Below are 11,937 nucleotides of genomic sequence, written 5' to 3'. Positions count from 1 at the left end.
TTTTGCAAAATAATCTTGTAAATTTTTGGGCTTTACACTTGAACCGAACTCACCTTGCCCCCACTTTTTGTTACAAGCTCAAGGCTTATCTATAAAGCATTGTTTTTGGCAGTGTTCCCTATAGATACTGGTATTGAGACCATTAATTCAAATAAACCCTTAATTTTATTAACCAACTTTTGGAGTCATATCGATGAACATTCGTCCTTTACATGACCGTATTGTCGTCCGCCGCATAGAAGAAGAAACAAAGACAGCTGGTGGTATCTTGCTTCCTGGTTCAGCACAAGAGAAACCTTCACAAGGTGAAGTGCTTGCAGTTGGTAATGGTCAAGTTCGTGACAACGGTGAAACTCGTGCGTTAGATGTAAAAGCTGGCGACAAAGTTTTGTTCGGTCAATATGCTGGTCAAACCGTAAAGGTTGACGGTGAAGAACTATTGATTATGAAAGAGTCTGATGTATTGGGTGTGCTAGAAGGCTAGTCCTTTTGAGTATTATTTTATACTCGGCACATTTTGATAGCAGTTTCTAATAATCGCTTTTGATAAACAACTATCAAATCAATCAATTGTATTCTCATACTTATAATAGTGGAGTAATTTAACATGGCAAAAGACGTAAAATTCGGCATTGATGCCCGTAAACAAATGATGGACGGCGTAAACGTTCTAGCAAATGCAGTACGTGTAACATTAGGCCCTAAAGGTCGTAACGTTGTTATCGACAAATCATTTGGCGCACCTACCATCACTAAAGATGGTGTTTCAGTTGCCAAAGAAATCGAGCTAGAAAACAAATTTGAAAACATGGGTGCACAGCTGGTACGTGAAGTAGCTAGTCGCACTAATGATGTCGCTGGTGATGGTACAACCACTGCGACTGTATTGGCTCAGTCAATCCTACAAGAAGGCATGAAGTCAGTTGCTGCTGGCATGAACCCAATGGATCTTAAGCGCGGTATCGACAAAGCGGTACGTGAAGCGGTTAAAGAAATCCATAAACTATCAACGCCAGCTGACGATCACAAAGCAATCGCTCAAGTTGGTTCTATCTCTGCAAACTCAGACACCAAAATCGGTGAGCTGATCTCGCAAGCGATGGAAAAAGTAGGCAAGCAAGGCGTTATCACTGTTGAAGAAGGTTCAAGCTTCGAAGATACCCTAGAAGTTGTAGAAGGTATGCAGTTTGACCGTGGTTATATCAGCCCGTACTTTGCGAACAAGCAAGACAGCCTAACTGCTGAATTTGAAAACCCATATATCTTGCTCGTTGACAAAAAAATCAGCAACATCCGTGAGATCGTGCCACTACTTGAGCAAGTGATGCAGCAGAGCAAGCCGTTGCTAATCATCGCTGAAGATGTAGAAAACGAAGCACTAGCAACACTAGTTGTGAACAACATGCGTGGCGGCTTGAAAACTTGTGCTGTTAAAGCACCAGGTTTCGGCGATCGTCGTAAAGCAATGTTAGAAGACATCGCAACACTAACTGGCGGTACTGTAATCTCTGAAGAGATTGGCCTAAGCTTAGAGACTGCTACTCTAGAGCAACTTGGTACTGCTAAGAAAGTGACTGTCGGTAAAGAGAACACCGTTATCGTTGATGGCGCTGGCAACAAAGCTGACATCGAAAACCGTGTTGAGTCTATCAACCGTCAAATCGAAGAGTCTACTTCTGACTATGACAAAGAAAAGCTACAAGAGCGTGTTGCTAAACTAGCAGGCGGCGTAGCAGTGATCAAAGTCGGCGCAGCAACTGAAACTGAAATGAAAGAGAAAAAAGACCGTGTTGACGATGCGCTACATGCAACTCGTGCAGCGGTTGAAGAAGGCGTTGTACCTGGCGGCGGTGTTGCGTTAGTTCGTGCGATGAATGCATTGTCTGAACTACGCGGTGACAACGATGACCAGAACGCGGGTATGAACATCCTACGTCGCGCGATGGAAGCACCACTACGTCAAATCGTAACCAACGCTGGCGAAGAAGCTTCAGTTGTGGTTAACGAAGTGAAGAGTGGCAGTGGTAACTACGGTTACAACGCAGCGACTGGCGAATATGGCGATATGCTAGAGATGGGTATCCTTGATCCAGCTAAAGTTGCTCGTTCAGCGCTAGAAAATGCTGCATCTGTTGCAGGCTTAATGCTAACGACTGAAGTTATGATTACTGACTTACCGCAAGGTGACGATGGTATGGCTGCTATGGGCGGCGGTGCTGGAATGGGTGGAATGGGCGGCATGATGTAATTGATGCCTCTTAACCTATACTTGCTTTAAGTAATAGAAAGCCCTAACTCATTGAGTTAGGGCTTTTTTAGTTAAATTCCTTATTAATGATTGTCAGTTTATAATTGTATTAATTGAACTTTATTTTGGAATTACTATGACAATAACTAGAAACAATCATTATGTACCACAGTGGTACCAAAAAGGTTTTACCAATGATAGAGATAATGAACTGTGTCATTTATCGCAGAAGAAAATCATTCTGCCGAACGGTGAAGTAAAAAAAATAAATGCTAAAAAATGGTACACGCCCGCTCAATGCTTTTATAAAAAAGATTTGTATACTACTTATTTAGGTTCTGAGAGCAACGATGATATTGAGAAAAAATTGTTTGGAGATATTGACGGTACTGGTGCAACTGCAGTAAAAGCATATTTAACTGATGATGAGTCTGAGTGGCACGATAATTTTGAAAACTTGTTTTTTTATCTTGATGCTCAAAAACTTAGAACCCCCAAAGGCTTAGATTGGATTAAAAATCATTATCCTGATCTAATTCAAAATCAGCTTATGATCGAAATGCAGTCTATCACTAGGCTACATTGTACTTTATGGATTGAGGGGATACGTGAACTAGTATCAGCTGACGATTCTGAGGTTAAGTTTATTATTTCAGATCATCCAGTAACAGTTTATAACTATGCTTGCCCACCAGATTCTAAAGAATGTCAGTACCCAAATGATCCTGACATTTCCTTGAAGGGAACGCAAACGATTTTTCCACTTGATAAAAATAGATGCCTAATACTGACAAACCAAGAATATGCAAAAAATCTAGATACTATTGACCCATTAGAGCAACGGACAAACCCTACTAAAACACGTAGTAGTTTGGTTAGTACTATCGATTTTATTAATCATCGAAAACTCAACTCTGATGAAGTATCACAGATTAACTATATAATAAAGAAAAGATCTGAAGAGAATGTTGCGGCAGGCTCTGCAGATTGGTTATACCCTGAGAAAAGTGTAGATATAACTTGGGCTGATTTAAGGCATGTATTATTTCCACCAAACCAAGGATTTACTACCGAGATTCTTGCCAAGTTTAATGATGGCAGTGTCTATTACCAAGATGCTTTTGGACGTAAAAAATTTGACGATACTTTCCTTAAGAAGAATATTAATGAAAGTAAATTACTAAGAAATGATAAGTGTGGCTGTGGCAGCGGTAAGAAGTACAAAAAATGCTGTGTAAACACTCCTAAGGATAAACGGACTTCTTGGTCGGTACTTAGCATTAGAGAGCGTAATCTAGCTTTGTGTAATGCTATTAGAGATATTCTTGGAATTGATAATGGAAAGACTTGGGATGATATTAGACAAGAAATATCAGATTCACAAATTTCTGAAATCTACAGTTTCTATGTATTGCTTTGGCCAGTAGACACGGAAATCTACTCACTACTTCCAAGACCTGATGAAAAATTTCGTGCGCTTTATTCAGGCATAATAGACATAAAAAGTATAGTTAGAGATGTGCTGAACATAACAACTCATTTTGACGAATTTTTGATACAACATCCATTTATTTATTCCAAACATGCAAAGCCCGAAATTAGTCCAGTAGAGAATCCTAGTAGCTATAGGTATCAAGCAATAAAAGACTTTTATTTTATGCTTGTACTTGAGCCTTTTATAGCTTATGGAATAGTAAATATTTTTCCCGATCTTTCTATTTTTGATAGAAGCTTATGCAATGAATATCTAAAAATGGCAGAGTTAAGAAAAGACCAAGTTAAAAGTCAAAAAGAAAAAGAGCTATTTACTAGAATGAGGGATGAGGATTTTTTTAACATTTCATACAAGATGCCTCCTACTACCCGTAGTGCATTTTTATTAGGTATGTTCCCGTATCTGAATGAAGAAAGGCTATTAGATTTATACGTATATTTAGATAAAAAATCTAAAATTGATCCATTAGTACCATTGCATGATGTAACGTTTGGAAGTGAAGGCCAGTACATAGGTTTTGCAATGCTGCCCAACTATGAAATGAGCTTGTTTACTGCACAAGTTACAGGATCAGTAATTGTTACTGATAGTGAATCAAGGTGGATGGAGTTTCAGTTGGCTCAGCATCGTAGTAATGGAATAGTGTATTATCCTTGGCAGCCTATTTATGATTCAATTAACAAAATACCACTAGATCAGCAAGTTATTGGTTCGTTTACCAAGTCATCAGATAGCAGCTATATTAAGTTCAGAAGTGGTTTAAAAGCTATACATGCTTTAGTTTCTAGTAATAATCAGAATAGTGAAACTATATCAAAATGGAAAGCTGAAACTCTTAACTGTGAGGATAATGTTATTAGAGAAGTTTCCGATAAAGCTAATATAAAAATTCTTGCACCAGAAGGTGGTTTCTATGATACGAATGTTCAGCGTCTACTTCTAAAGTCTAACTGTTATCATTATATTAATAAGGTAAACTCGGTATATTACTTAACTTCTTAATAATGATATATAAAAAAGGCCAAACTTATTGAGTTTGGTCTTTTTCGTATTGTCTAATAATTTTGTAGAAATTACTACTGATCAGCTGCATCGTGCATAAAGACCCAAGTCTTATCATCATACACTTCTTTATCATAGCCATATTTTATCAAATTCAAATGAACTCATTATAGGTCTTTCTACTCAATAATTATCGAGCGAGATATTGTGCTCCTAGTCGGTACAAAAGAATCTCACACAAAAATAGGTAGAGTCGTCTTATTGATTACCTTTCTTACCGATAAATGAGTGTGTATATCTTTTACGCTAGCAAGCTTGTGCAGCTTACGTGTGAACCGCTCATAACCATCGAGATTGGGGCTTACCACTTCTAATAAATAATCATAAGAACCCGATACCACATGTCCATTAATCACCTCGTCCATATTGGACAGAGCGCGTTCGAAGGCTGCGATAGATTTTTCTTGGTGGCTGTTGAGACTGACCTCCACAAAGAAACTCATCGCAATACCTGCTTTGGCTTTGTTTACGTTCGCTTGATAGTTTTCTATATAACCTTCGTCCTCCAAACGCTTTAGGCGTCGCGCGCAAGGAGACGGCGACAGCCCTATACGTTCGGACAGTTCCGCCGTAGATAAGCGCGCTTCTTTCTGGAGCACTTCCAAGATATGGCGATCAATTTTGTCCATAATTTACCTTTTGACTTTTTAAGCCAATAATTTTTATTTAATTAGCATTATCCACCAAATATTTGCAAAATTGCAATGAATAAATAAAGATAAAAGCGCGTATTTTAATCGATAATTGGTCTTTGTATACCAGCATAAGACACGACTATGAATACGATATTCCACCCCTCATCGCGCAAAAACCCTTTGTTTGTAATGTCGCCACTAACCAAAGGCTATGTGGCAATGAGCGTCGTATTGTTGATTTGGTCAGGATTTGCGTTGACTGTACGAGCGGTTGGAGCATCGTCGCTAAGTATTGCGGATGTCATGCTCATTCGCTTCAGTGTACCGCTGGTCTTATTGACTCCTTGGGTACTCTCTAGTTGGCATGAAGTAAAAAACATAAGACTGCCAGATATCATGTTTGTTTTACTTGGTGGCGTGCCTTTTCTTTTATTAGCCGCTTTTGGTGCAAGTACGGTACCAGCAGCTTACGTTGGTACTATTTTGACAGGTACGCCAGTCTTCTTTGCCGCAATATTGTCTTTTATTTTTTATCGTCAACGAATATCATTGAGGAAATTTGCCGCATTAACCCTTATTCTCTTTGGTATCGCTACGATGATTGGCGGGCGTGCACAGTCAGTGCCTAATAGTCTTCTGTACGGTGTGGGGTTATTGTTGATGGCAAGCCTGATTTGGGCGGGTTATACCTTGGGGTTAAAAAGCACCAAGTTAAGTCCAATAGCTATCGCTATCGTGCTCTCTTATACCTCGTTTTTTCTGACATTGATGATGGTTCTGTCTGGTATTGTGGAAACGAATATAGGTTCTGTGTCTTTTGATGAAGCGCTTCCGTTTATCCTAGTACAAGGACTTGGTGTAGGGGTGGTATCAACCATTGCGTTTTCTTATGCAGTCAAAAAGCTGGGCTCCATTCGTACCTTATTACTTGGCTCTTTGTCACCAGGATTAACCGCTATACTGGCTACGCTGATACTTAATGAGTCTCTATCAGTCATTATGATATGCGGCATCGTACTCAGTACCATTGGCGTCATCTTGTCCAATCGAGCGCAATAAATTAATTAAGGAAATATCATGATGTTAGATAATATGCCTGTTATCAACGGTGATCCATTGTGGGCATTGTTAGGTAGGTTTCGTACTGACCAGCGCAAACATAAAATAGATCTATTGGTTGGTGTCTATCGGGATGAGTATGGCAATACGCCTGTGATGAAAACCGTGCAAGACGCAGAGATACATCTTGCTCATGAAGCTCATTCAAAAGCTTATGGCATGCTATCGGGTAACGCTAATTTTAACCAGCAAATGGCAAAATTTGTACTGGGTGACAGTCCAAGTCTAAAAAGCCAATGCACGATTCAGACGGTTGGAGCATCAGGGGCGCTACGACTCATTGCTGATTTAATCGCCACGCTCTCTCCAGATTCAACCGTTTGGATCAGTGACCCTGGTTATATCAATCATCGTCCGCTGATGGAAGGTGCTGGGTTAACGGTTGATACGTATCCATGGCAAAATAAAAATGGTCGGTTAGATATTGATGCGTGTTTTGCCGCGCTAGAAAAAGCCAAAGAAGGAGACGTGTTGTTATTACATGCGTGCTGCCACAATCCTACCGGTATAGATCCTTCTTTAGAGCAGTGGCAACTGTTTTCTGATAAATGTAAACAGAAAAATATTGTCCCGTTTATTGATATGGCATATCAAGGTTTTGGAGATGACCCTGATAGCGATGCTGCAGGGCTTCGTTTAATCATTGAAGACTCTGACTTTGCATTTATCGCCGCTAGCTGTTCAAAAAATATGGGACTATACAATGAGCGTACGGGTATTGCCACGGTAATGACGACGAACCATGACCGCCATGCAGATATACAGACACTTTTAGAAACCATCACACGCGCCAATTACTCCATGCCGCCCAATCACGGTGCCGCAGTGGCTTCTTATTTGCTAGACAGCCCAGACGCTTGGCTAGACGAGCTGGCAAGCTACCGCGATAGGGTAGATACTATTCGCCAAGCATTAAGCGTAGCATTAAAAGATAGGGGTGCACCTGCAGAGTTTTTGGACATTTCGCAACAAAAAGGCATGTTTTCTCTATTACCGCTAACAGAAAATCAAATGCTGATACTGCAAGATGAGTTCGCTATCTACGGTATGCCAAATGGTAGAATCAATATTGCCGGTTTGAAAATGACGGAAATTCATCAACTGGCTGACGCTATCATGTCGATTATTTCACGTTAGAGAATAATTTCTATCGCTCAGTACAATGGTTTTATCCATCAATCGCTACAGCAAGAAGGACACGACTATTTATACTTTATATTGGGATAAGGGTGGTGCCAATATGGCCACCCATGCTGTCTTTGAGGAGCTAGGCGTTTCTTATGAAATGATAGAAATAGACCTGTCTAAAAACATGCAAAAATCAGCTGAGTATCTAGCCATTAATCCAAATGGCAAAGTACCTACGTTGGTGCATCAGGGACAGGTTATTTATGAGTCTGCGGCAATTTTAATGTATGTGTTAGATCAACACCCAGAGTCTGGGCTAGCACCAGACACAGGCTGCCCTAGGCGCGGTGTTTATTACCAGTATTTGTTTTGGATGTCTTCTACACTACAAGAAGCCGCTAATCGCTGGGCACATCCCGAGCAGTACATCAGCGCCGAGCACAATTTGCAGCAAGTGAAAGATAAAGCGAATGATGTGCTAACCCACTGCTGGGGTATTGTTGAAAAGGGATTAGCAAATAATGGTCCATGGTTGTTGGGCGATAAATTAAGTGGGGCTGATTTTCATTTATTTATGATTGCTCACTGGAGTCAGCGATATGCGAGTCGAGCACAAGACTGGACACACCTAAGTGCACACTATCAAGCCATGCTAAACCGCGCCTCGATACAAGAAATGATGGCACAAGAAGGATTGTTGTGATCTGTTCATATGTTCAACTAAAGGATATCTGATGATTGGGCTAGAAGCACTGAATGCAATGCTTCTAGTGACCTCTAGGGATTGTAGTAAATATAGTTTTTATATCAAGCTACTGATCCGCCGCATCTCTTCTAAACGTCTATGTCTTGTCATCAGAGGCTGCTTTATAATAATATCCCGCCAAATTAAACCGCTTTAGCTGTTCAGCCTTTCACTTTATATTGACCATTTTCTCACCTTTCTCGATGAATCGCGTTTCGCTAAAAGTATGATTTTTTCATAAAGTCTATTTGGCTATTAGAAGTGCTGTTATCGAAAGATAGCAGGGCTTTTTTGTGTCTAATTTATGGTGAGTTTCTTTTAACATATACTACTATATATGTTATTATTTGAATATATAATGGAATGACAATTCAATTAAAAGGAGTTTGGACACGTGTTGCGGGTCAGAATGCGCAAAATATCGTGTGCCATTAAATGTGATCACAATGAAGAAGATTAGGCTTGGAATCCTTGTAGAAGATAAGACCTTGGCGTGGTACAACTTTGAACCACTTAAGTCATTGGTGGATGAAGGAGTTGTCGAGGTTTGTATCGCTATTCAACGAAATATAAAACAGAAACGCAGTGTACTAAAGTCTATTCCCCTAATTAATCAAAAAATATTCTCTTCTCTTTCTAGAACTAAGAGTAATGCTAAGCATTATTCTATTCACGACTTATCAAAAAATGGCTCAATGCCTACTATCATGTCTATACCGAAGCAGGGTGAGTACACTGAAGAAATTGAAGATTCAGTGATTGAGAAAATCGAAGCTGCGGATTTAGATTACCTGCTTAATATTGGTTTCAGAGCGCTGACAGGAAAAATTTTAAGTATTACAAAAAACGGTGTGCTTTTTTTTCATTATGGCAATAATGCGATACAACATGATAAGCCTACGTTATATTGGCAGTTTGCTGAACAATGGGAAAGTAGTGTCGTTACTTTGCAATTATTAAATGAACATCTTAATATAGATAAAGTAGTAGGGGAAGGTTATGGCACGCTATTTTACTGGGATTATAACTTAACTAAGCGTAAGTCAAATGGGATAGCAGCATCGATATTATATTGGTACTTCCACAGGAATAGAGTTGGAGTTAATACCGGAAAGTCTATTAAGACAACTGACGAACACACGGTTCATCACAAACCTGACTTATCAATGACCATCAAACACTTACCTAGATTCTTAAAATATTATACTGTCAAAACTTTTTATAAGAGTTTTTATCTCAATCAGTGGAGCCTCTTTATTGGATCTGTTGATCAACCAATACATACATATACAGAAATACCGCCTGCGAAAGGCTGCTTTTGGGCTGATCCTTTTTATATTGAACACGACTCAAGACGTTACATATTTTTTGAGAGTCTGAACTATAAAGAGAATATTGGTCGAATAGAGTGGATAGAACTGAATGAAAGCCATCAAGTTATTAGTTCAGGACAAGCTGATTTGGGTATTAGCACGCACTTAAGCTTTCCCAATGTATTCGAGTATGAAAACGCTATCTATATGATTCCAGAGGCTGCAGAAACCAATTGTATTAACTTATTAAAAGCGACAGACTTTCCGCGTAAGTGGGAAAAAGTTCATGAGTTAGTTTCAGGCGTTCAGGCAGTAGATAGCGCTGTGATTGAGCATAATGGATCATGGTATCTTTTTACAACTCACGGTTCAATTTCAGCATTTACTATGGATTTAGAGTTGTATATTTATACGTCTGACAAGCTGCAAGCAGATAATTGGACCATTCATCCCTCGGCGCCTCTAAAAATTGACGTGCGTGGATCGCGATTAGCAGGCGCATTATTCCGAAAAAACGGTCAGCTCTTTCGTACTGCCCAGGATGGTACTCTTAGATATGGGCGTAGGGTGGCTTTATACCTAGTAGAAGAGTTGACACCGATCTCTTATAAAGAAACCTTTGTACGTTATATCGAACCGAATTGGGAGGCTGACATTGATCGTCTCCATACCTATAATGTTTATAATGAAACAGTGGTACTTGATGTTTCAAGGGATAAGTTGCGCTTTAGAGTATAGGCACTAAAACATTTAGTGGTTGGAGAATAAAAAACCCATCATAAGTTTCGGCTTATGATGGGTGTTTTATAATTTTGACTCGTATTATATCAAGCTACTGGAGCCTTTCCTAAAAACTGTGTAACTGCTTATAATCCACTAACAGGAGAATAAGCAATGACTAACCAAACTGACATCAAGAAACTGGCTGAGCAAATGGCTGGTAGCATGAACAGCTTCGATGACATCAAAGATTTTCAAAAGCAGCTCATGCAATCCTTTATCGATACTGCCTTAGAGGCTGAGATGGAAGACCATCTCGGCTACCCCAAGCATGAGAAAGCAGATAAACCAAACAAGCGCAACGGACACACTAAAAAGAGAGTCCGCAGTGATACAGGCGAGCTTGAAATCTCCACCCCAAGAGACCGTCATGGTGACTTTGAACCTGAGCGAGGAAATAGCGAAGCACTGCTTCGCCCGAGCGCAAGACAAGAGCTGTGCTCGCGTGGGTGTGCAAGCATCAAACCCGTATTAGTGGCCTTGATGACAAGATCATATTCCTTTACGCCAAGGGTCAAACCACCACTGAGATCGTAGAGAGCATTAAAGAGCTCTATGATGTCGACATCTCAAGCTCTCTTGTCTCAAGAGTCACCGATAACATATTAGAGGACATCACTGCTTGGCAGAACCGGCCGCTGAGCAGTGTTTATCCTATCGTCTATCTAGACTGCATCGTCGTGAAGATACGTCAAGACAAGCAGATCATCAACAAAGCCATTTACTTAGCCCTAGGCGTTAACCTTAACGGTAAAAAAGAGCTGCTTGGTATGTGGCTCTCAGAGAATGAAGGCGCTAAGTTCTGGCTAGGTGTTCTTACCGAGCTTCAAAACCGTGGCGTACAAGATATCCTCATTGCCTGTGTCGATGGTCTAAAGGGCTTCCCCGATGCTATCAACACCGTTTATCCCAACGCTCAGGTTCAGCTGTGTATCGTGCATATGGTGCGCTATTCCATGAAGTTCGTGCCATGGACGGATAAAAAGGCCGTAGCGGCTGATTTAAAAGCCATCTACGGCGCTGATACGCTTGAGATGGCAGAGGCCAAACTTGAGCACTTTGATGAGACTTGGGGCAAGGAGTATCCGCATGTCATCAAGTCTTGGCGCAATAACTGGGAGGGCTTAACGGTGTTCTTTGGTTATCCTAAAGACATCAGAAAAGCGATTTATACCACCAATGCGATAGAGTCGCTAAACAGCGTGATTCGAACGGCGGTGAATAAGCGTAAGGTGTTCCCCTCTGACCAGGCTGCATTCAAGGTAATCTATCTAGCAACCCAGCAGGCATCCAAGAAGTGGTCGATGCCTATTCGTAACTGGACGTCTGCTCTGAATCGTTTTATGATTATGTTTGATGACCGTATCAGTAAGCATTTAATCTAAATGGCAGTTACACAGAATCTGGGATGG

General features: G+C 40.4%; 8 protein-coding genes and 1 pseudogene. 8 read left to right on the top strand and 1 reads right to left on the bottom strand.

The window, feature by feature from the left end; translation table 11 throughout:
• The first annotated feature begins 193 nt into the window (after positions 1-193).
• From groES to I3254_RS07080, 3 genes are all read left to right on the top strand, one after another.
• Positions 194-484, top strand: a complete 291-nt coding sequence (groES, locus tag I3254_RS07090; protein WP_057758860.1) for a co-chaperone GroES — start codon at positions 194-196, stop codon at positions 482-484.
• A 123-nt stretch (positions 485-607) separates the two neighbouring features.
• Positions 608-2,248, top strand: coding sequence for a chaperonin GroEL (groL, locus tag I3254_RS07085; protein ID WP_238052264.1), 1,641 nt, complete (start codon positions 608-610; stop codon positions 2,246-2,248).
• A gap of 136 nt (positions 2,249-2,384) precedes the next feature.
• Positions 2,385-4,745 (top strand): DUF4238 domain-containing protein, encoded by a 2,361-nt coding sequence (locus tag I3254_RS07080; RefSeq protein WP_238052262.1) that lies wholly within the window; start codon positions 2,385-2,387, stop codon positions 4,743-4,745.
• A gap of 233 nt (positions 4,746-4,978) precedes the next feature.
• Here I3254_RS07080 and I3254_RS07075 read toward each other — a convergent pair whose 3' ends face one another.
• Positions 4,979-5,434, bottom strand: a complete 456-nt coding sequence (locus tag I3254_RS07075; RefSeq protein WP_165598234.1) for an Lrp/AsnC family transcriptional regulator — start codon at positions 5,432-5,434, stop codon at positions 4,979-4,981.
• A gap of 147 nt (positions 5,435-5,581) precedes the next feature.
• On the opposite strand from I3254_RS07075, the gene I3254_RS07070 reads away from it, so the two are divergent.
• The 5 genes and pseudogenes from I3254_RS07070 to I3254_RS07050 all read left to right on the top strand — a co-directional run bounded on the left by I3254_RS07070 (position 5,582) and on the right by I3254_RS07050 (position 11,910).
• Positions 5,582-6,499: a DMT family transporter gene (locus I3254_RS07070; RefSeq protein ID WP_238052260.1), complete on the top strand. Its 918-nt coding sequence runs from the start codon at positions 5,582-5,584 to the stop codon at positions 6,497-6,499.
• A gap of 18 nt (positions 6,500-6,517) precedes the next feature.
• Entirely contained in the window at positions 6,518-7,696 is a 1,179-nt protein-coding gene (locus tag I3254_RS07065) for an aromatic amino acid transaminase (RefSeq protein ID WP_238052259.1), read from the top strand.
• A gap of 25 nt (positions 7,697-7,721) precedes the next feature.
• Complete coding sequence (locus I3254_RS07060; protein WP_269117522.1) at positions 7,722-8,390, top strand: glutathione S-transferase family protein; 669 nt, start codon at positions 7,722-7,724, stop codon at positions 8,388-8,390.
• Positions 8,391-8,878: 488 nt separating this feature from the next.
• Positions 8,879-10,483 carry a hypothetical protein gene (locus I3254_RS07055; RefSeq protein ID WP_238052257.1) on the top strand — a complete coding sequence of 535 codons (1,605 nt, stop codon included), beginning with the start codon at positions 8,879-8,881 and terminating at the stop codon, positions 10,481-10,483.
• A 156-nt stretch (positions 10,484-10,639) separates the two neighbouring features.
• Positions 10,640-11,910 (top strand): annotated as a pseudogene (locus I3254_RS07050) (IS256 family transposase).
• The last annotated feature ends 27 nt before the right edge of the window (positions 11,911-11,937 follow it).

It is taken from the genome of Psychrobacter sp. Ps2 (assembly GCF_022129405.1).
GTDB lineage: Bacteria > Pseudomonadota > Gammaproteobacteria > Pseudomonadales > Moraxellaceae > Psychrobacter.
The sequence above is the reverse complement of the archived record's forward strand: the minus strand, read 5'-3'. Positions and strand labels throughout refer to the sequence as shown.

Excerpts from the sequence above, each read along its gene's own strand:
- groES (WP_057758860.1), top strand. The coding sequence starts at position 194 with ATGAACATTCGTCCTTTACATGACCGTATTGTCGTCCGCCGCATAGAA.
- groL (WP_238052264.1), top strand. The coding sequence starts at position 608 with ATGGCAAAAGACGTAAAATTCGGCATTGATGCCCGTAAACAAATGATG.
- I3254_RS07080 (WP_238052262.1), top strand. The coding sequence starts at position 2,385 with ATGACAATAACTAGAAACAATCATTATGTACCACAGTGGTACCAAAAA.
- I3254_RS07075 (WP_165598234.1), bottom strand. The coding sequence starts at position 5,434 with ATGGACAAAATTGATCGCCATATCTTGGAAGTGCTCCAGAAAGAAGCG.
- I3254_RS07070 (WP_238052260.1), top strand. The coding sequence starts at position 5,582 with ATGAATACGATATTCCACCCCTCATCGCGCAAAAACCCTTTGTTTGTA.
- I3254_RS07065 (WP_238052259.1), top strand. The coding sequence starts at position 6,518 with ATGATGTTAGATAATATGCCTGTTATCAACGGTGATCCATTGTGGGCA.
- I3254_RS07060 (WP_269117522.1), top strand. The coding sequence starts at position 7,722 with ATGGTTTTATCCATCAATCGCTACAGCAAGAAGGACACGACTATTTAT.
- I3254_RS07055 (WP_238052257.1), top strand. The coding sequence starts at position 8,879 with ATGAAGAAGATTAGGCTTGGAATCCTTGTAGAAGATAAGACCTTGGCG.